Raw genomic sequence first — 20,140 nt, 5'->3', positions numbered from 1 at the left:
GGCCTGCACAGCGTCTTGCGCTACATCAGTGACTGGTGGCTTCCATAGGTGAAATGCCTGTCTGTGAGATGAACTCCTGCGCGTCGAAGGCGGCAATTTCCTTTTTGGCGCGGGCAGTGCGGTCAAGCTTCGAGAAGACAAATATGCCTGCGAAGGCGAGCGGCACGGAAAAAAGAGAAGGATTGTCGAGACTGATGGGCGCGGTGGCGTGTTGCATGACATCAACCCATACCGGTTTGGACAGGATTGTCAAAACCACGGCCGAGACAAGGCCGAGACAAGGCCGAGTAGGCCGCCAAGCACGGCGCCTAGCGTGGTTGTGCCTCGCCAGAATATTGAACAGAGAAGAACGGGGCAATTGGCGCTGGCGGCAATCGCTGCTCCCATGCTGACGATAAACGCGACATTCACGTGCTCAAAAGGAATGCCCAAGCCTACTGCGACCATGATTAGTGCGACAGTTGATATGCGCGATATCTGCATCTCCCGGCGATCGGACTGTTTCCCGCGAGCTATGCACGAAGAATAGAGAGTTATCACAACTCGAATGCGCTGGTGCGAGGCGGCGACCGCTCGATCGTCCTGCAGAAAACCGGCTTCATCAACGAGGCCGGGCACTGTGAAGTATTCGCGTATCTGGAACGGCTGCGCGCAAGGGATGCATTCAGGCGCGCGTTGATTGCAGAAAGTGCTCCGAATCGTCAGGACGGGCGGCAAGCGTAAAGTGTCCGCGTGATTCCGTCGACTGCCGGTCTCAAGTCCGGAAGAGCGTCTTTGGCTGACGAAGATTGGCTCCCCATTGTGTCGAACGCTCTTGGTTCGGCGGATGACGAATGCGCTGCATGCAATCGCGATGAGGACGACAGCCATCAGGCCAGCGCTCATGAGTGATATTCGGCAGGCAAGGGCAGGTCGTCGATCATCGACAGGGCATCTTCAAAATTCCCAGCCGGAACGACCGGGTGACTTTGACACGGAGCGACCCGGTGAGTCGCGACAAGGCAGAGTCGAGAAACTTTCCAACAACCATCGCCTGTGCCCCCAGCCTGCTGATAGCTGTTGTGTTGGAGGTGACGACCCTGGTCATTTCTCCTAGAACGCCCGTATCTTGCCATTTTCAGGCTTCGCTCAGAACCTTTGCCAGTCATCGGCGGCGCTATCGGCCAGAGCCGTGTTGCCGCCGGTACGCTCGGCTCGCACGAGCTTTTGCGATGACGTAGTCTTTGCGATGGATGACGCGCTTCTGGCTACCGTTCGGGGCCGTTCGAGTGGCTGGACAGTCGCATGGGATGCTTCATGGTCGTCTACGCTGAAGACGGACACCGCGTCACGCAGACCCTCTGCCTGTTGCGCCAGAGACTGGGCCGCGGCCGAGGCCTGCTCGACGAGCGCGGCGTTTTGCTGGGTCACTTCATCCATCCGGGTAATGGCCGTATTGACCTGTCCGATACCAGTGCTCTGCTCCTCGGAAGCCGCCGCGATCTCACTCATGATGTCCGTGGTGCGCACGGCTGCCTGCACGATCTCAGTCATGGTCCGACCCGCGTCTTCAACGAGCTTCGATCCGGTATCAATGCGTCTGACCGATTCGGTGATCAGATCCTTGATCTCCTTCGCGGCAGTGGCACTGCGCTGTGCAAGCGTGCGGACTTCTCCCGCGACGACGGCAAACCCTCGCCCCTGCTCGCCGGCACGGGCGGCCTCGACCGCCGCATTGAGCGCGAGAATGTTGGTCTGGAACGCAATCCCCTCGATCACGCTGATGATCTCGGCAACCCGCCCGGAGCTTTCGGCGATCTCGTGCATCGTCGTGACAACACGGCTAATCTCTTCCCCTCCCCGTCGCGCGACGCCCGAGCCTGTACTGGCCAGCTGGCTCGCCTGAATCGCATTGTCTGCGTTCTGGCGCACGGCGCTGGTCAGCTGTTCCATGCTCGATGCGGTCTCCTCCAGAGAGGCGGCCTGCTCTTCGGTCCGCTGTGAGAGATCGGTATTGCCCTGCGCGATCTCGCCTGAGGAGACCGTAATCGACTCGCTGGCGGTCTTGATCCGCCGGACGAGAGCCGCAAGCTGGTCTCTCATTGTGCTCAGCGAGTACATGAGGCTTGAGTGGTCGCCCGGCTTAAGCTGTACGGTGGCGCGCAGGTTACCTGCCGCGATCTCGCTGGCGAGTGCCATTGCGTCGCGAGGCTCACCACCAAGTTGCCTTGCCACACCAAAGGCGATGACGAGAGCAACCACGATGGCGACCACGGCCGCTGCCAGCATCAAGCTGTAAACTAGCGTTTTCGCCTGCGCATAATCCTGACCGGCCTGTTTGCCTTCGTCGTTTGCGCTGGCCGTATTGGCATCCACGATGGTCTGGATGTCTTTCTCGATTGCATTTCGAATCGAGTCCGACTTCTTGCGCAGCAGGCTCATCGCATCGGCCTGCCGATCCTGTCTGACGAGTTCCAGAACCTGATTGTTGAGATCGAGAAACTTAGGCATCAGCATCTGAATGTCGGCGTAGGCGGTTTTTTCCTCGGGACTATCTACCAGAGTTGCGTATTCCGAAGATGCCTTCTGGTAGTTGGCCAGCGCCGCATTGATGCGATCTTCTGCAGTATGGGATTCATCAGGCGTCGTTGCGGTGGCGGCAAGAAGCTGACTTGCCCGGATCCCGCGAATAGCCAATTGCATCTCCAGATTGGTGCGTACGCTAGGCAATGCGTTGTCGCGCAGGGCGGCAACGTGCGTGTTCTCCTGATTCATCTTGTAAAGGGAAAACCCACCAAGACAAGCCATCAGAAAGATCACGAGAGAAAATCCCGCGATCAACTGCGTTACTACCTTGAAGTTTCTTCCAAACTGCATGGCACCCCCTCCAGGATCGAGATAAATGGATCGTTATATTCCCTCGGAGAGCACATCAATTATTTTTATGTGTAAAACGAAGGGACGAATATTACCGCAAAAAAAAGTAATCGGTTGGCATCATATTTATTACGTATTGCTTGTCATGTTTTACGTAACACTTGAATGTCACCCGCTTGGCTGTGATGCTCCCGCGACACGGACTGTCCATGAAGAGCATCCAGCGGTATCTGAACGCGCTGGAGACTGCTGACCATACGCAACTCGCTGAGCTGAAAGTAAAGGCAATCCGACTGCAGGACAAGATCGTGCGCTTGCGATCCAGACGCACGTTCCATGGCGACGAGCGGAAGACTGCAGGAGATCGGAATTGAGGTAGGGGCCGGCACGATGCTGGAGGAGATCGGCCTGTTTTCGGCCGACCACCGGCGGACCTGCACGGCACGCTGCCGGAGCGACTGCGAACTCCTTTCGGTCTTCTGCGGCCGACTTAATGCGACTCTATTACCAGGACCGGAGTTTGCAACGTACCTGATGCAGCTCATCACCCGCCGACTGGGAGCCGACAAACTTGGGGCCGAAGGACCAGTCTCCGTTTGCCAAGCGCGCTTTTGGCGTGCAAGGTCAGGTAGCAATCGGTCTTCGGTCCTCGTTGTGTCGGCCAGCCGTGGGGAGTGTCGTAGATTCAATGAGTTCCTCTGTAAAGCTGTTGGATGTGCGCCGCTTCACCGTTATTTTTCGAGCGCACGAGGTCGTGATAAATGTCGGCTCGGCTTTTTGCAAGGGGAACGGCAGCGCCGCCCGACATGGAGTGGCCAGAGAAATCCGGACCTTGTGAAGCGATCACGGTCTCTGACATTGCGGGCGACGGATTCGAGTTGGTGTCTGCGGCGTTCGCCTGCCAGGCAGACATACAGATTGCTCCACCGACAAGTAACCGTGCTGTCTTCATGTGAATCTGCTTGCGAAAGTATTGGCGCAGTTTCGGCTGCGTCGGACCAGTGATGCCTATCCGCTTGCCACACTGAGCAGTGAGTTTCTATCCACAATCGAATCGATCATCGAGAATCCGTGGTCGCTGGCGGCGCTGCCCGATCTGGCCTATCCCGATGCGCGGGGCAAACGTCCAGCCGATCTGGAAGAATCGATCGGGCATCACATGGCGATCACCCAGGCGGCGCACAACGATCCCGACATCCATAAACGGCTGATCGAGGTGTTGAATCTGCTGAAGCCGGTCAGCGCGCTAAAGGCTCCGGCGATCACGCAGAAGGTGACAGGAGAAGAGGTCAAAGCCTGATGACGTCTGTACGAAGCCGAGGCGCACCGGTCTACCATATTCCTTGCATAAGTGAATGATGCCTCATGAGATGAGCATTGCGGTGCGTGCGCCAAACTCTGCGAGAGACGGTATCGTGCCGCTGGCCTCGGTGCTGGTCATGGCAGCCATAGTGGACGAAGGACATTTGTAAGCCGCCTGGTTGCGCAGGGCGACTCGCTCGACACGGTGCAGTTTCTGCTTGGGCATTCCGATCTGGATCACGTTGCCCCGTATCTGGAGGTGACTCGGCGGGAGCGATGGGAAGCCATCGCGACATTCGACAGGGTCTTTGATAAAGATTGATGCGTGGATGCCGTTAACTATCGTTGGATGCAGATTCCACGTTCGAAGCAGATTCATGCAATTCGCATGATTAGCCAAATAGATGGTCGTGGGCCGGAAATGCGCAGAGTTCGCTGGATCAAATCGATTGAATTACTCGACGACACATTAAAGAGAATTTAGCACATGCAGAAGGCTAAAAAGGTTTTCCTCCGGGTTGGGGCGATGCTTGCCCTCTCTATGCTCGCGGCGAGCTGCGCGATCGACCCTTCCTCTCCGACACCATCGGGACAGAACTTTGCGCCCGAGATGACCGGCGCGTTCAATGTGGTGGAAATGAGCGATAGCAGAGCGGGATTTTCTCGCCTGACCACCTCTTTCAGCTCGGATGGAGCAATCGGCTCGCTTGTGTACGACTACTCGAATGGGAATCGCATGGATGTCGAACTCACTGGTTGCGCATCGTACACTCGCCATATTCTCCCTGGCGTAATGCACGACAACGCCACGGTTGAACAGGACATTCATGAGGTCCGTTGCCGATCCACGGGATCTGTATGGCGCGTCGCAATTTTTCGGAAGGGTGCGCCTGGAACGGGCATCACTGCGTCGTTGAAGGCGGCGACGGGCTACGAATTTTCCTTTGATGTCCCCTTTAGATCCACTGTTGCAGTCAAGCCCGCCCCGGAGCGGGAGTCAATGAAGAAATCCGGGTAATCGGAAAAGCGGGCCGCGCAACAAGGAACACATGAACCAAAACACAGACGCGAGCAAACTGCCCGCATGGACGTTGCTGGTTTCTGTGCCTGGACGGTTGGCCGCACTGACGATCCTATGGAAGTGCCACGACTTTGGCTTGTTCTGTGGATCGGCGTGGCAGCTGTCCTTGTGGTTGTGGTCGTAGGCATCTTGTTCTACCCATCGAGCGGAAGTAGTCACCATCACGGCGTTAAATGTGGCAATAAGCACTACAACGGATCGCTAAGGCATCCTTGACGCCCACCATGCCGAAAAGGTAATACCGATCTTCCATGATGAATGTCTGGAGAATAAACCAGAGACATACGCTCTCCTCCAAAAGGTTCGCAAAACGATGCGCATCCAACATAACGCCTTTCTCCCTTTTGTCGAGGATACGCGGTCCGTACATCAGAATGAGCACGGTTATTTGCCGCACAAGGATGATGCCCCGTCCGCGGTCAGTGCTCTCCCGCATAATCAGGCAGCAGCAAACGCGACTACCAATGGGCAGTTTATGGAATACACGTGTCAGGACGATCTGTACGTGGAGTGCCGATTTGTCGTCGACTACCGTTTTGGCTTTGTCTACATGACCTTTGGACACTATCATAGGGCTTCGTTTGCTTTGCTTATCCGCTCTAGCGCATTGTATTTCGAGGTTATGCCGACTTTGCCGGCACTGAAGGTGAATTACGCGCAATAGACGAACTTATCGTGCTTCGGCACGGTTCGTTTTCCGAAGTGGCCGGATCATATCGTGCCTGTGCGAGACTTTCTGGCAGTTGGATATGCGATATAGTCCAATGACAGAGTATGTTCCTGAGCGCGCGACCGGTGCTGTTCTGAACACGGCCTTCGCATCGGTACTCGTGTAGAGGCCGTGTAACCAGTAACGCAGACCGGCATGGACGGCGACTCCGAATGGACTCTGACCATTGACGGTAGATTCGTCCGGGCCGGCGTAAACCGGAATATCCGATTTGAGGTGCTAACAGGGCGACTGTCTGCGCAAGGCAAGACGTGTCGCACGTTCGCGTTCGTGCGAGTACGGACCCACGCACCCAATGTCGATCACGACATCGCGAGACCCGCCGGCGTTGACGCCTCCCAACCGGCACGTCTTCTTCGATAGTGTTCACGTGTCCACCTATTTAAGTGCACACGATGCTCCCAAGACCTTCAACGTTACTCAAGACGGGATCGCCGGCCGCTTACGCACCCCATCCATCGGACCGATCCGGGAGAAGCAACCGCAAGCTGCCCCTGAAGGACTGTGAAAAGGCATTGAGCCGGCGGCACGTCGGGCTGGTCAAGTTGCCACGACAAGTCTTTCGCCACGCTCTGTCGCGTGTGAGTGGTGCAGGACGGCTACTCCTCAACGAGAGCCTCCAGTCGGCCTGCACGTACCGCCTTCACCAGCGCTGCGTGGTCGCGCTCCGTCTGATCTGCATAGGCGAGGGAGAACGCGCCGATGGCCTCGTCAAAGGTGTCACCCTTGCCCAGATAGCCACTGATGGTCGTGGCGTCCCCGGACTTGGCATGGGCGCGGGCCAGGGTCCAGCCGCAGTACTGGGCATAGCGGTTGAGCTGCGCGGCGGTCATTTCATCGAGGACAACCGACATCTTCATGTCCCGCAACTGCCGCACAAAAAAGTCATAGCCTCGCTGTCCCCGCAACCACCCTAAAAAGATGTCGCTGGAGGACTGCATCAGCCGTTGTCCCATGACGACGCGCTGCCCCTGATTTTCATAATGGCTCTTTCCCGCATAGGGTTCGAGCACCGACCGGCGCTGTTCCTTGAACTGGAGCATCAGGGGATGGTCTTCCTCGTCGAAAAACAACCCGATGAAGCACCGGGTGCCCACGCTGCCAATACCCACGACCTTAACGGCGAAGTCCTCCAGGTGGTAGCGATCCATGAGGACACGGCGCTCGTCGGACAGCGACCGGCGATAGTCGGCGAGTGCCTCACGAACCCGTTCCTCGAAGCCCGGCTCACTGACGTGGTAGAGCAGCGGCGGTTGATCGACCAGGCGGCGTCGTCCAGCCACTTCGCCGGTGATCTTGGGAAAGAGGTTTTCGACAACACGCTGGCGGGCTTTTTCTGCCAGTCGCTCCCGGTATTTTTTGACCTTTTCATCGGGCGCCATCGCAATGAGGGTTTCCATGTCCAGGCGGGTGTACCAGACTTCTAGAGGATTCGTCCGGGAATACTCCCGCAGGTGTTCCCGATATGCGCGCACGCACTCGAGGGCGGCTTTCCGGGAATCCGCATCCGGCAAGTCGTTATCGCGTCCAGCAATCGCGAAACTGACGGCCAGCCGTTTCAGATCCCATTCCCAAGGCGCTGGCAGCGTTTCGTCAAAGTCGTTCAGATCGAAGACCAGATTGCGCTCCGGGGTGGCAAACAGGCCAAAATTCAACAGGTGGCAGTCTCCACAGGCTTGCACTCGAAGACCTGTACTTGGGGTAGCCGCAAGATCGTGGGCCATGAGCGCCGCCGAGCCGCGCAGGAACGTGAAGGGACTGCGGAGCATACGGCCATAGCGGATCGGGACCAATTCCGGCAAGCGATCCAGGTTCGATTCTTCCAGTATCTCGATGGGGTCCCGGCGCTGTGCCGATGGTGTCCAGTCGGCGTGGCTGTTGCGCGGCACCCGATCGCGCAACGCCCGACCGGCGGCAAGTCGCTCTTCCCGGGAGCGAGGAGCCGAGACATCCTCCGCGACGTTATTGACCCTGACCTTGGCTTTCCCAGGCACCTTCACCATGGTTTCCATGCTCACCTCCTCCTGACGGGCTCGCGATGCGGAGTTCACTCTGGCATGGCGGAGGCCGGCATCCTCTGATCCTGCCGGCCCCAGGCACGTGTCCAAAAATACTTCAGATATCGAGCTTGCTAACCTTCGTGCACCGGCGGTGCGCGGTTAGCCATCAACCCGGCATGGGTGAGCACGGCGGTCCAGCCGTTACTTTTGCGAAATTAACCCCGCCGGCCGACCTGATCAGGAAGGATCACTGACCCACTTCTTTCAGTGTCAGGGAATTCTTCACCGACGTGACGCCGGACACCCCCTTCGCTAGTTCTCCCGCCTTGTCGATCTGGGTCGCGTCAGTGACGGCTCCCACGAGCGTCACTGCACCGCCTTTCGCAACTACGTTGATTCTGGACGTGCTGACACCGCCCTTCGAGAGCGCGACAAGCACTTTCTTGCTGAGTGCGCGATTTGCCTGTCTGGTGGCTTTCGCGCTTCCTCCGCTTGACGGCGCCATACTGGACTGAGCCGACGGCGCAGCGGATTCGCTAGTCTGCGACCACGCATTGACGGATACCACGACGATCAATGCGCCACCCATCAGCTTGAATGTCCTGATTGCTTTCATTTCTCGCTCCTGTTGAGGCACGATAGATCCGGCGGGAATCGCCGGTCTGCATCTGACAACGGACCTTAACCCGACGATCATGCTAGTCGAGTCGTCGACCATTGCGGACGATCACGTTCAGATTCGACTCGCTAGTGCCGGTCCTCAAGACGTTTGAGGTGACTCTCCGGTTCCTTCAGAAGAAATCATGGATGGGCGGCTGCAATTCGCTCAGAGTCCCCCCGATCGAGCGAATTGAAAGTCGGCGCCACCGAAGCGCCGCGAACGAATCTGGCCGGCATTTCCGCCGCTATGAACACGATGACGGATCGGTCTTTTTTCGCCTCTGCCTTCGCCATTCCTGTCTTCGCGAGTCCCGGGTTCAGGTACTTTCCGCAATTCCTTTCATAATGTAGGCTGCGGAACAAAAAGCGGCAATGCAACTTTGGTCCAATTCCTGGAGCATCGGGAGCGCGTTACGCTGATCGAATCCACTTTCGAGTCAGCCAATCCGGTGACTGCCGCAACCACCCCCGGTCGCCTCAGCGCGTTGTTCCTATCGCGCCAGACCATACTGACAAATGTGGCGCGCCGAGGCACAACCCAGATTCGGGTTCTCCCTGGTCGGCGTAAGGAGGCCATCTGCTCCCGTGACATTGGTAGCAAATTTGGTGCTGTGCCCAGTGATCGCCAGAAGATGCAGGACGAAATGGACCGGACCCGGCCGCCGGCGTTAGCGCGTCTTGCGGCGCAATGCCATGCGATTTCTTTCTCATGGATGTGTTTTCGAGGCCGACGTTGTAATCCGCATACGGTCATGCACAGTAGACGAACGGTGCAATCTCATTGGTTCAACGGACTAACAATGGTCTTTACCCCTTACTGTCGAGCGTGAAATCGACCCATAGCTGCTCGGGCAGGCTCTTGCCCTCGAGCCCATGCGGCGGAGGCGGGCACACGGCGTCGCGCACGGCCGCGAGCGCGGCATGGTCGAGCAGGCCCATGCCGCTGGACGTCACGACGTGTGTGTCGGACACTGCGCCGTCGCGATAGACGAACCCGACGAGCGTCCGCCCGGTTGTCCCTTCCATGCGAGCCGATTCTGGATAGCGCAGCGCCGCTTCGATCGCGGCGCGCAGCGCGGCGTCAAAACTCGCGTCGGGGCGGGCCGGAGCGGGGACGGGCGCTGGCGCGGGACGCGGTGCTGGAGGGGAGGCGGGTTCGGCCGGCGCGTCGCTCTGTGCAGGCGCGGTGTTCGGCGCCGGAATCGGCGCGGGCGGTGGCGTGACCGGCTGCGGCTTCGGCGGCGCCGCGTGCGCGACGCGCGCCTGATGTACCGCTGGAGCGCGACGCGGCTGCACGGCCGGTTTCGGCACCGGCATCGACACTTCGCGCCCGGGGATGGGCGCGAGCTTCGGCGGCTGGGCCGTCGGCGGCGTCAGGGTGATCGTCATCGGCTCGGGCCGCCTCGGCGCAGAGATGCGCGGATGAGTCAGCCATGCGCCGACGCCCGCGAGCAGGAGCGCCTCGACGGCTAGCGCGAGCGTGGCTGACATATAGAGCGGCTTGCGCGTGCCGGGGTGCGGCGCATGCTGCGCGACGGTCGGCATCGACGACATGTCAGTCCACCTTTTCCGGTTGCGCGGCCAGCGACACCTGCGTAACGCCGGCCGCGCGGCACGCGTCCATCACGTTCACGAGCTTCTGCAACCGCACGTCCTTCGCGCCGGCGATGGTCACCACCATATGCGCCGGATCGGGGCGCTTCGCGAGCAGCGCGGTCAGATCGGCCGTGCTGAGCGTGCGGCCGTCGACCGACACGCTGCCGTCGGCCGCGAGCGTCACCGTCACCTTCGGCGGAGGCAGGCTCTGTGCGCCCGTGGCCGACGGCAGCCGCGTGCGCAGGCCCGCGTTCGGAATCATGTGCAGCGTGATCATGATGAAAAACACCAGCATGAAGAACATGATGTCGATCATCGGAATGATCTCGATGCGCGCCTTGCGTGCCTCAAAGTACCTCACGTCATGCTCCCCGCCGGGCGAGCGACCCGATCACCCCGTGCGGGGGTTCAGTTTCCGCCTCCCGCGCGACCTGGACATCCGGGATGTCGCTCGTCAGGCGATTGACGAGCGCGGTCTTCAGCGTATCGAGTTGATGCACGACGAGTCGCACGCGATTATGCAGGCCATTGAAGAACACGAGTCCGATCATCGCGACGAACAGGCCCGACGCAGTCGCGATCAGCGCCTCGGCGACGCCGCCCGTCACCTGGGTCGGCGCGTTGCCCGGATTCGACAGCACCTGAAACGCGTCGAACATGCCGACGATCGTGCCGAACAGGCCGAGCAGCGGCGCCAGCGTGACCGCGGTATCGAGCACCCACAGGAAACGGTCGATGCGGGGAGCCTCGCGCATCACTGCTTCCTCGAGGCTCGCGGCGAGCGTGTCGCGATCGGCGCGTCCGGCGAGCCGGCCCGCGGTTGCGATCACGCTGCCCGTCGGGAGCCCGTCGTGCCGTTGGGCCCAGGCCGCGAGCGCGCTCGCGTTCAGCGTCTTCTGATGGTCCAGTTCGGCAAGCGCCGCGTGCGCATCGCGCGCGACACGATGCAGGAACCACAGCCGCTCGATGACGACGGTCAGTGAGACGAACAGCAGCACGGCGATCACATACAGCACGCCGCCGGAATGATCGGCGACGCGTAACAGGATGTCCATCGACATGATCGATCCTCCTCAAAAATCCGCATGCAGGGAAACGTAGGCGGCCAACGGCGCGCCGAGGTAGGCGCCGACCACGTTGGTGGCGATGTAGTAGCGCTGGTTGGTGACGTTGTCGATGTTTAGATCGACCCCCCAGTGAGGTTCCGCGTAACCGAACTGCAGGTTCTCGATCAAAGAGGCAGGCGCCCAATCGTAGCCGTTGGCGAAGCCGTTCGACATCCGGCTCATGTAATTGATGCCGGCACCCGCATGAAAGCCCGCCCTGCCGAAGAGACTGAAGCGATACGTCGTCCACAGGTTCGCCATATAGGCGGGCACGCCCTGCGGGACCGTACCGACCGCGCCAGGAGTGTCTGGGCTATAAGTGATACGCGCGTGCTGCGCGGTGAAATTCGCGTACACGTGCCAGTTCGGTGTGAGATCCGCGTCGAGCGAGGCCTCGGCGCCGCGTGTGCGCTGCGAATCGAACGCGATCTGGTCGTCGCCGAACGGGGTCGCCACGTGTTCCCGCTTCACGTCGAACAGCGCGGTGTTGAGCACGTAGCGCCCGTCGTCGAGCGACCACTTTACGCCTAGCTCGTATTGCAGCGCCGATTCCGGCGGGCCGATGGAAAACGCATCGTTCTCCGAGTTGAAATTGGCGAGGTAGCTGCGCGATACGCCGAAATACGGTGTCATCCAGGGCGTGACCTTGTACAGCACGCCGGCGTTCCAACTGGTCGGCGCATCGTTGCGCGTATACGTATTGCCCTGAACCAGCGTGATGCCGTCGTTGGCGGTACGGTTCGGCTCGCCGGGGAGCGGGTTCAGGGTCAGCGACGTATCGAACCAGTCCTTGCGCACGCCCGCGCGAATCTTCAACTTGTCCGTCACGTCCACCTGATCGGTCGCGTAAATGCTGTAGAAGTTCGCGTACACATGGTCGTTCTGGCACGAGTGAGAGGGCGCGCACTGGAAATGCAGGCTGGCGATGGAGGTTTCCGTCGGAACCGGCGCGAAGATGTCCTCGATGTCCGGAAGGTCTGCCGTCGCCTTCACCGTGTTGAGATCCTGGTTCAGGTATTCGAAGCCCGTCAGCAGCGTATGGTGGATGCTGCCCGTCGAGAATTTCCAGACCGGCTCCAACTGGTAGTCGAGCGTGTTGAGCGAATCGTCCTGGTCGCGCAACTGGCGGCCGGTGAATGTGTTGCCCTTGACCTTCGCGTGCGTGCTGTCGCCGTTGCTGTAGAAATCCAGCGTGTGGTGCATGTACGACAGACGATTGTTGATCGTCAGGTAGTCGCTGATGCGCCATTCGTCCGTGAGCGTGGCGCGTACATCGTTGCCGTGTGCGTTCGCGAACGGCGTCGAATATTTGGCGTCGAACGGGACATTGCGGATCGGCGCCCCCTTGTAATAGATCATCCCGTATGAGTCGGGCGTTGCCATATAGTCCTGCGCGTCGATCGAGAACTCGATCTTGTGGTCGCCGATTTTCCATTGCAGATCGGGACGGATTTCCTTGTTCCACGATGCGAGGTCGCGGTAGCCGTCGGAGCGGCCGGCGCCGGCGTCCACGCGATAGTTCAGTCCGTCGATGCCGGTTGGACCGGTGACGTAGCCACTGGCGTTCACGGTACCGAACGAGCCGGCCTGGATATTGCCGCCCCAGTGGAACTGCGCCGACGGCGTGTAGTGGATCAGGTTTATCGCGCCGCCCGGCGGGCCGCTGCCGAGCAGCGCCGACCCCGGTCCTTCGAGCACTTCGATGCGCTCGACGCCCAGCAGCGAATGCGTCGGGCCGTTGACCTGGTCGCCGTCCGAGAAGCCGTCGTCATAGGTCTGCGCCTGCAGGCCGCGGATCATGAAGTGGTCGGTGAAGCCTTTCGAATCGGTACCGCCATAGTTCACGCCGGACACGTTGCCGTTCCGGATCGCTTCCTGCAACGACGTGACGCCTTGTTCGTCGAGAATTCCGCGCGGAATGACCTGCACGCTCATCGGCAGGTCGCCGAGCGCGGTACCCGTCTTGCTGACGCCCGTGACCTGATACGGGTCGTTGACGTTATGGTCGCGCCCGGCCGCGGCCGTCGCAGCGGTGACGGAAATCTCGCCGAGCGTGCTCGCGGGTTGCGTCTGCCGGGTTGGCGTCTGTTGACCTTGTGCTTGCTGAGGCTGTTCCTGTTGAGCTTGTTGAGGCTTCGCCAAATTAGGGAATGACAAAGCGGCAAATAGCGCCGATATGGCAATTGCGGTTCGGGACCTGGATACGTTCGTTGGCTTCACGCGGTGCTGGCTATTGTTGGAGACGGTAGTGAGAAGGTCGGCGGGCGGCCGTCCGTTGGGACAGCGACCCGCCGTGACTGGCTACTTCGGATCTCGCGCATCAGGCAATGCAAGGCCGCCCGATGCACTCGAACCGGACCACGCGACGACCTGCTTAATCGTCGTCGTCGTCGACAGCAGCGACCGACTTCGAACCGTCGGCTGCGGCCTTCGAGTAGATCGAGTGCGGGACGGGATACGGCTTGTCACCCATCACGCCCTTCCACTGCACGCGATTGAACAGATCCGGCGGAATACGATCTTCTTTGGAGAAGTCGAAGTCCTTCGTCGCGTTCGCCCAGTACGTCGCGTCATGCAGCGGATGAATGTCCTCACCCTGGGCAAACTGGTTGCCGTCGGTGCCGCTCGCCACGTTGCCCACGTTCGTGTTTTTCAGAATCGTCGAAGCAACGGCCGTGTAGGTCCACGAACCGTCCGACTTCGTGTCGAAAAGGTCGGACATCGGACGCGCGTACGCCGTGTTCAGGTCGATATGCTGGGTACCGAGCAGGTCTTCCATGGTACGGAGCGCGTTGACCTGGCTGTAGGCGGTACTGACGACGGCGTGCTTCTTCACGAATGCACCGACGACGTACGCGGGCGAGCGGTGCGAGTCGACGTGATCGGAACCGGCTTGCGAGTCATCCTCGACCACCACGATCAGCGTGTCCCGCGCATACGGGCTGTGCGCGACGGTTTCGACCAGCTTGCCAACTGCGAAGTCGTTATCGGCTTCTTCCTGCTCAGCCGAACCCATCTGGCCGACGTTCTGGGCAAAGCTGCCGGTGTGGTCGGAGCCCATGCGGACCATTTCAAACGACGGGAGCTGGCCGTTCGCGACGTACTGCTGGAACTCGCGGTTCCATTCGAGTTCGCGGAAGGTGTCGGGATAGGCCTGGTCGAAGCCGCGGTAGTACTGGTCCGTCAGGTTGACGAGCGAAGGCTTGAGCGGATGAGCCTGGACGATGTTGGCACCAGCCGGATTGAGCAGCGGGTTGGCGATCGTGCCGATCGAGCCAACGTTGTTGACCATGCCGCCGTAGTTGCGGACCGCACCGCCGGCTTGCAGAACCGCGTCGTAGATGCTCGCTTTCTGATAGCCGAACGGCGCATCCGGCACCGACACGTCGGCGCTGCCCGGCAGCGCGTTGGCCGCGCCGCCCGGCAGCGACGACGTGGCGCTTGTGAAGCTGCCATTCGTGGCGAAGTCGCGCATGGCGGTGGTGGGGAGGCCAACCGGCAGACCGCGGTTGGAGCCTTCGGATTCATACGCCATGCCGCGGCTGACGCCGGCGTAGTTCTCCTGCTGCGAAACTTCCTCGGTCGGCGTGACGTGTGCGTGCTGCACCCACGACCAGCCGTCCATCGAACCGTCGCCGGGATCGGTGAAGTTGTCGAGCGTGACGAAGTTGCTGGCGATGTTGTGGAAGTTCGGCGTGGTGGCCTTGCCGTACATCGTCAGCGTCGGATCGCCGTTCGAGCCGTTGCCGAGGTCGCCGAGGATCTGGTCGAACGTGCGGTTTTCCTTCACGACGTAGATCACGTGCCTGATACGAGCGCGCAAGAAGTGCATCGTCTCGCGATCGCTATCCGACTCCTTCTCCGAGTAGTGGTTATTTTCGTCCACCTGGGTGGTCAGCTGGGCGAGCACATCGCCGGTCGGGACCGGAGCACTGACGAGACTGCTCTGTTCCAGGCCGAACTGGTACTGGGCCGTGGTACCCGACGTATAGAGGGGGTTCGGGCCCGTGACCGACTTGCCGTTGATGAGGTACATCTGTGAGCCATCGGCGCTCAGCGTGATGTCCTTCGGCGCATAGGCGGTCGGGATCAGACCGTTGACGTGGTAGCCGTTCTCGCCGGTGAGCGAGATCACAGCGATCGAGTTGTCGCCGTTGTTGACCGCGTACAGGGTCTTGCCGTTCTTCGATACGGTCACGTTGACCGTATCGCGGCCGCTGTATTTCTTGTTATTGCCGCTACCCCGGTCGTTGCCGTCGCCATTCTGGCTGGCGATGTCGATCGCTTTCTCAACCCTGTGGCTGGCGGTGTCGATGACGGCGACCTGGTCGGTGTTCGATACGGCGACGTAGAGCTTAGACTGATCGGGCGAGAAGGCCATGCCGTATGCATTGCCCTTCACCGGGATGCGCGTGATGAACTGCGGCGCGGCCGGGTTCGCCAGGTTCAGCACCACGACTTCACGGTCACGCACCGACGAGATGAACGCGGTCCCGTCGGCCTTCAGCGAAACCGCCCACGGGTATTCGCCACCGGCGACACCCTGCTGGCCCGACGTGTTGAACGGACGCAGGTCGTATTCGGAAACGAGTGTGTTCGAGCCCGTATCGATGATGGAGATCGAGTCGTTGTAGTTGTTGACAACGACCAGGTTCCGGCCGTCAGCCGACACAGCGAGGCCGCCAGCGTTCGGCTTGACGCCCGAACCGATACCCGTCGTGTGGTTCAGTGCGATGGCCGCGGTCTGGGACCATTGCGCCGACGGGACAGCCGAAGCGCGGTTATACACATAGACCTTGTCGTCGGCGCCGCCGGTGCCGTACAGGGTCTGGTTGCCGTTCCAGGCGAGACCGTCGAACGCGTTGTTCTGGTGAATGACTTGCGCCAGCATCGGGTGGGCCTTGTTCGCGCCCGACACGTCGTAGATGAAGATGTACTGGGTCGAGTCAGCCTTGTCCAGCGTGCTGTTGTTGGCGCCCGTGTAGACGGTGTTGTAGCCAGCGGTGATTACGGCCAGCGTGTTGCCGTCCGGGCTGAGCTGCGACTTGATGGCACCGCTGACCACTTGGGTCGACTTCGCCGAAAGCTGCGGATTCAGCAATTGCTGGACGGCGCCCGGAATGGCTCTCGGGGAGATGAACTGGCCGGTCGGCAACAGTTCCATATTGCTTTGAGGTGCTGCGCTTGCTTGAAGGGTTGGGAAAAGTATAGAGCCGGTAAGTAATCCTAATGTAATGCTAGACTGAACCAGTCTGCATTTTTTCATTTCATATCTCCAGAAAACAAACAGAATTGAAATCTCTGCTCCTGAACTGAACGTCTCAGATCTGTTCTGTTACCCCTGATCTAAAATTGGAGCTGCTTGTGCTGAGCGTTTCTGAGCCTCAGCCAGAAAAATCTATCGTTTGCATATGTCAGAGACGTGAATCAAGACGTGGCGAAAAAAATGCGGATCGACGGGTTGTATAAGCAAATTGTTATTCGGATTTCCGAAATTTGTGCCTTTATAAAAAAGCCTCTCGATGCATGCATTTTTTTCCGAAAACTAAAGACCCACTCATTCACTTTACTCAAAAAATTACCGGAGATTGAAAATACTTCGCAGTCTGAACTATGCGTAAATAGAGTGATTTTCTTTCTCACAACTGGTTGCCAGTTTTTCCGGGTCATCGAGCGGATCTTTTCGGGCACGGTACACTGATTGCGTCGGGCGGAAATCGGTAGCCGGCATAGACATAGCGTCGTTGGCAGGTGCGCTGTGTTGGAGAGCAGTCCGTTTCATACCCGCAATTGTCGCTGCATTTCCGCCGACATCCCGGCAACGTGACAGTATCCGCGCAAGACAAGCGGCAGGCGCGCATACAGGTTTTAAAGTGTGGGAAACCGTGACCGGCAACCCAACGTTGGATCGCCTTGCCGCACAAATCAGGAATGCTGATGTTCAAAGTCTTCGCCCGCTCGACCATCAACAACGTGACAGTACACGCGCCGCGCGGTGGTCATGTTTTATTGAACGTTACAAATTGATTAAAGCGAACGTTTTTTGTTGACCGACAACTTTAAGAATGATTGCATTGCGTGCTGCATCGCTTCTCTTGATAGTAAATTGCATTTACAGCCGACCCTGCTTCATCAGCATCCGCTAGCGCGACCGCGCACGACGTACCCCTGACGTGTAAGCCGGGAAAGCCAGCGCTGCGCGTGGGACACGATGGCACCACCCGGAAGCGGGCGCGAGTGAGCTGGACGACGCCAAACCATTCATTATGAAAGGTTCTTTATTAGCAATAATATTGACACAGGATCCTGTTATGCCCGTTGCTGATCTGGATTCAACGGTCGGATAGCTGAATTGCGGCGCTGCAGCTAGGGGATTATCCTGAGATGGTGAGGCGATATTGTTGACTAATATTATTAATAGTTGAGATCGCTGGCGCCTGACCGGCATCGTGCTCCCTCTGGCTGACGAGTCGCGTCACGCAGCAGAACATTCTTCAAATCGCCGGAAACGAGTGACGGTTCCGCACACTGTCTGCTTGATCGGTGATGATTCTGTGCAAATCAGTTGGCATAACTAATTTTATGAAAACTAACCCGAAGCGTGGTCCGATACGAGGAGGTCATGATGTCCAGAGGAGTTGGATTGATTTCTGTTTTGCTGGCGGCGACTGTTGCACTCGCTGCATGCAATGGAGACAGCGCCGGCACATCTGCGGCGCAAGGCGTGGCGAACACGAGTGCGTCACCGACGTCATCAGCGAACATTGCATCGCAGCCAGATAGCAGTGCAGTAACGGAAGCGGCAAATGCGCTTCCGTTACCTTGCGACACCGCCGCAGCGGCCAACACACCGTGTTCCGCGGCTCACAGCGTGACACGCTTACTGACAAGAAATTATAGAGGCCCGTTGTTCCAGCTTCAACGGGCCTCTGACAATGCAAAGCAGGACATCTACCCTTATACGTCGAGCACCTTGCCGAACGGCGGCGATCGGCAGCAAATCGGTTCGGCCAATGTCAGAAGCGCAAACGCGTTCTGCAACGATACGTCCTGCGCCGTCTCATACATTTACGATCAGATCGACTCAGTTGCGGCTCTCAAGGGAGGCGCGTTTGGTAACGTGCCTGCCGTTCTCACACTCAATCAGGACGGCACAGAATCACTGACCCTTGCGAGTAGCGCGTCAGGATCGAAGAAGACGACGACCGTACCGGTCATCAACGGCTTTGCGACGATCACGCTCCCAGGAACGGGTGGGACACTGACTGTGCAGTTGTCGCAGCCGCCCACCGCGCTGACCGCGCAGTCGCCCACACTGCAGGTATCGATCGGTAACGATTTGCCGGCGCACGGCACACCGGCGAAGCTGGGTTTCGTACCGCTCGAAGGCGCGCAGATTCCAGCGCTGAATACGTTGGGGGGACAAGCCTATCGGAACCGGTTCGGCACAGTGAACCAGTCGATCGGCGATACCGAGATCGCCGAGTATATGGTGGCCGGCGCACATTACAGCCAGTCCTCTACGTGTTGCGGCACGTACGGAAACATGGAGAACAGCGCTAACCCCAGCACCTTTGCTCATGGCGAAATCGAGGGCGAGATGTTTGCGCTGGCGTTCTCAAACGGCAACGCAGCGGTGTTCGGTTACTGCGATGGTGATTCGAATCAGCCACCGAATGCGAAGGACCCGGTATGTAACGGACTGGATACCAACTGGCCGGGCGTCGATGCCGAGGCGGGGGTCTATCTGTACGGCCCACAGCAGCCCAAGAATGAAAAGTTTGTCACGGTACTTTCCAAGTATTCGCCGGTGAACGCATCGAATATTTTCGTCGTCAAGGGCGGTTCTGCTTCGCAGAGCGTGCTCACCCCGCTCTTTGATCAGGCTCCGCCAGAAGCCCTTAACTTTGGCGGCGATGCGGGCCATGCCTTCAACGGACAATGGCAAGGCGGTCTTTCACTTGGTGAAGGGGGCGACGGCAGCGCTGCGCCAATTCAGTTCTTCGAAGGTGCGATCATCACCAAGGCGACATCCGACGTGACGGACAACGGGATCCAGTCCAGCATTGCGGGCTTCTACGGGCCGCCGGCCAATAAGACTTCGGCCGCCTGCTACGCGAACAATCTGGTGAATTCGCCGCTGAGTCTTGCAATGCCAGATGCATGGAGCCAGCAAAATGGCGGCACGGCTGTGCCTGCGACTGATATCAGCGGGAACAGCAAGCATGCGGCGACGGTCATCGGTACGAATGGCTCGTCGGTTGCGAATATCCGCGAAATCATCCGGGTTCAGAGCGGCCAAACCTACAGTTTCACGGACTACGTTATGGCTACCTCCAACGCGACGGTCTTTCCTGGCGGATCGATCCAGACCGATGACTCGAGCGGCACGGAATTCGGATGGGTCGTCAACACGAATACGGGGCAGGTCGTGAGGGGAACATGGGGCGCCGGACAAGCGACCTCGCTGAGCGCGGTGCGAGCGGGCAACTGGTGGAAAGTGACGATGACCTTCACCGCGCCTGCGGGATCGAATAACGCATCTGTATTTATCGATCCACCCACGTCGAGCGCCGCTGGAAACCGGTCGCAGCAAGCGGCATTTCTCAGCGCAACGCATTATTGCCCAAGCCTGGCAATTCAGACTGCTTCAGGAATGTAGCGCTCGAAGTGTGCGAACGGTGGCGTCCAGCGCATGGGCGCCACCACGTTTGTCGACGACGCAGGGGACAGCGTTGACGTTCGCACACCGATGGCCGCGAATGTCAGGTCCCACCGTCAGCGATTGAGCGCTCCCGATCCAACTCAG

General features: G+C 59.2%; 15 protein-coding genes and 2 pseudogenes. 5 read left to right on the top strand and 12 right to left on the bottom strand.

Translation table 11 applies throughout. The annotated features are described in order from the left end of the window. Positions 1-25 precede the first annotated feature (25 nt). Positions 26-531, bottom strand: a pseudogene (locus ACQKRQ_RS35150) (sodium:solute symporter family transporter); the annotation flags it as partial. Between ACQKRQ_RS35150 and ACQKRQ_RS35145 the strand changes: the two are divergent. After that, a pseudogene (locus tag ACQKRQ_RS35145) lies at positions 532-723 on the top strand (hypothetical protein); the annotation flags it as partial. Between the two features lie 405 nt (positions 724-1,128). Here the strand turns inward: ACQKRQ_RS35145 and ACQKRQ_RS35140 are convergent. Beyond that, positions 1,129-2,856, bottom strand: coding sequence for a methyl-accepting chemotaxis protein (locus ACQKRQ_RS35140; protein WP_427482138.1), 1,728 nt, complete (start codon positions 2,854-2,856; stop codon positions 1,129-1,131). A 209-nt stretch (positions 2,857-3,065) separates the two neighbouring features. Here ACQKRQ_RS35140 and ACQKRQ_RS35135 point away from each other — a divergent pair, with 209 nt between their 5' ends. Continuing rightward, the gene (locus ACQKRQ_RS35135; RefSeq protein ID WP_427482335.1) at positions 3,066-3,230 is read left to right on the top strand and encodes a hypothetical protein; all 165 of its coding nucleotides are present in this window, start codon (positions 3,066-3,068) and stop codon (positions 3,228-3,230) included. A gap of 311 nt (positions 3,231-3,541) precedes the next feature. On the opposite strand, the gene ACQKRQ_RS35130 is transcribed toward ACQKRQ_RS35135, so the two are convergent. Next, positions 3,542-3,769: a hypothetical protein gene (locus ACQKRQ_RS35130; protein ID WP_427482136.1), complete on the bottom strand. Its 228-nt coding sequence runs from the start codon at positions 3,767-3,769 to the stop codon at positions 3,542-3,544. Between the two features lie 39 nt (positions 3,770-3,808). Between ACQKRQ_RS35130 and ACQKRQ_RS35125 the strand changes: the two genes are divergently transcribed. Further along, entirely contained in the window at positions 3,809-4,156 is a 348-nt protein-coding gene (locus ACQKRQ_RS35125; protein WP_427482134.1) for a hypothetical protein, read from the top strand. 63 nt (positions 4,157-4,219) lie between these two features. Here the strand turns inward: ACQKRQ_RS35125 and ACQKRQ_RS35120 are convergent, their stop codons facing one another. Further along, on the bottom strand, positions 4,220-4,537 hold the full coding sequence (locus tag ACQKRQ_RS35120) for a hypothetical protein (protein WP_427482132.1): 318 nt from the start codon (positions 4,535-4,537) through the stop codon (positions 4,220-4,222). Between the two features lie 108 nt (positions 4,538-4,645). Between ACQKRQ_RS35120 and ACQKRQ_RS35115 the strand changes: the two genes are divergently transcribed. Then, the gene (locus ACQKRQ_RS35115; RefSeq protein WP_427482131.1) at positions 4,646-5,176 is read left to right on the top strand and encodes a hypothetical protein; all 531 of its coding nucleotides are present in this window, start codon (positions 4,646-4,648) and stop codon (positions 5,174-5,176) included. Between the two features lie 232 nt (positions 5,177-5,408). Here the strand turns inward: ACQKRQ_RS35115 and ACQKRQ_RS35110 are convergent, their stop codons facing one another. The 8 genes from ACQKRQ_RS35110 to ACQKRQ_RS35075 form a co-directional block, all read right to left on the bottom strand. Continuing rightward, positions 5,409-5,810, bottom strand: coding sequence for a hypothetical protein (locus tag ACQKRQ_RS35110; RefSeq protein ID WP_427482130.1), 402 nt, complete (start codon positions 5,808-5,810; stop codon positions 5,409-5,411). 758 nt (positions 5,811-6,568) lie between these two features. Beyond that, the gene (locus tag ACQKRQ_RS35105) at positions 6,569-7,981 is read right to left on the bottom strand and encodes a DUF2252 domain-containing protein (RefSeq protein ID WP_427482128.1); all 1,413 of its coding nucleotides are present in this window, start codon (positions 7,979-7,981) and stop codon (positions 6,569-6,571) included. A gap of 235 nt (positions 7,982-8,216) precedes the next feature. Beyond that, entirely contained in the window at positions 8,217-8,585 is a 369-nt protein-coding gene (locus ACQKRQ_RS35100; RefSeq protein WP_427482127.1) for a BON domain-containing protein, read from the bottom strand. 851 nt (positions 8,586-9,436) lie between these two features. After that, complete coding sequence (locus ACQKRQ_RS35095; RefSeq protein ID WP_427482125.1) at positions 9,437-10,183, bottom strand: TonB family protein; 747 nt, start codon at positions 10,181-10,183, stop codon at positions 9,437-9,439. Position 10,184: 1 nt separating this feature from the next. Continuing rightward, positions 10,185-10,586 (bottom strand): ExbD/TolR family protein, encoded by a 402-nt coding sequence (locus tag ACQKRQ_RS35090; RefSeq protein WP_427482124.1) that lies wholly within the window; start codon positions 10,584-10,586, stop codon positions 10,185-10,187. A gap of 1 nt (position 10,587) precedes the next feature. Then, positions 10,588-11,286, bottom strand: coding sequence for a MotA/TolQ/ExbB proton channel family protein (locus ACQKRQ_RS35085; protein WP_427482122.1), 699 nt, complete (start codon positions 11,284-11,286; stop codon positions 10,588-10,590). A 12-nt stretch (positions 11,287-11,298) separates the two neighbouring features. After that, positions 11,299-13,473, bottom strand: a complete 2,175-nt coding sequence (locus ACQKRQ_RS35080; RefSeq protein ID WP_427482120.1) for a TonB-dependent receptor — start codon at positions 13,471-13,473, stop codon at positions 11,299-11,301. A 232-nt stretch (positions 13,474-13,705) separates the two neighbouring features. Continuing rightward, a complete protein-coding gene (locus ACQKRQ_RS35075) occupies positions 13,706-16,495 on the bottom strand; it encodes a beta-propeller fold lactonase family protein (protein WP_427482118.1) in 2,790 nt (929 codons plus the stop codon). 1,458 nt (positions 16,496-17,953) lie between these two features. Here ACQKRQ_RS35075 and ACQKRQ_RS35070 point away from each other — a divergent pair. Next, positions 17,954-19,993 (top strand): arabinofuranosidase catalytic domain-containing protein, encoded by a 2,040-nt coding sequence (locus ACQKRQ_RS35070; protein WP_427482117.1) that lies wholly within the window; start codon positions 17,954-17,956, stop codon positions 19,991-19,993. Positions 19,994-20,140: the final 147 nt, after the last annotated feature.

The sequence above is a fragment of the Paraburkholderia sp. NPDC080076 genome (assembly GCF_050281145.1).
GTDB lineage: Bacteria > Pseudomonadota > Gammaproteobacteria > Burkholderiales > Burkholderiaceae > Paraburkholderia.
This window is presented reverse-complemented; position numbering and strand designations above follow the sequence as displayed.

Coding starts and splice junctions, on each gene's coding strand:
- ACQKRQ_RS35135 (WP_427482335.1), top strand. CDS start 3,066: ATGAAGAGCATCCAGCGGTATCTGAACGCGCTGGAGACTGCTGACCAT.
- ACQKRQ_RS35070 (WP_427482117.1), top strand. CDS start 17,954: ATGATGTCCAGAGGAGTTGGATTGATTTCTGTTTTGCTGGCGGCGACT.
- ACQKRQ_RS35075 (WP_427482118.1), bottom strand. CDS start 16,495: ATGGAACTGTTGCCGACCGGCCAGTTCATCTCCCCGAGAGCCATTCCG.
- ACQKRQ_RS35095 (WP_427482125.1), bottom strand. CDS start 10,183: ATGTCGTCGATGCCGACCGTCGCGCAGCATGCGCCGCACCCCGGCACG.
- ACQKRQ_RS35105 (WP_427482128.1), bottom strand. CDS start 7,981: ATGGAAACCATGGTGAAGGTGCCTGGGAAAGCCAAGGTCAGGGTCAAT.
- ACQKRQ_RS35115 (WP_427482131.1), top strand. CDS start 4,646: ATGCAGAAGGCTAAAAAGGTTTTCCTCCGGGTTGGGGCGATGCTTGCC.
- ACQKRQ_RS35085 (WP_427482122.1), bottom strand. CDS start 11,286: ATGTCGATGGACATCCTGTTACGCGTCGCCGATCATTCCGGCGGCGTG.
- ACQKRQ_RS35120 (WP_427482132.1), bottom strand. CDS start 4,537: ATGAATCTGCTTCGAACGTGGAATCTGCATCCAACGATAGTTAACGGC.
- ACQKRQ_RS35110 (WP_427482130.1), bottom strand. CDS start 5,810: ATGATAGTGTCCAAAGGTCATGTAGACAAAGCCAAAACGGTAGTCGAC.
- ACQKRQ_RS35130 (WP_427482136.1), bottom strand. CDS start 3,769: ATGTCTGCCTGGCAGGCGAACGCCGCAGACACCAACTCGAATCCGTCG.
- ACQKRQ_RS35100 (WP_427482127.1), bottom strand. CDS start 8,585: ATGAAAGCAATCAGGACATTCAAGCTGATGGGTGGCGCATTGATCGTC.
- ACQKRQ_RS35140 (WP_427482138.1), bottom strand. CDS start 2,856: ATGCAGTTTGGAAGAAACTTCAAGGTAGTAACGCAGTTGATCGCGGGA.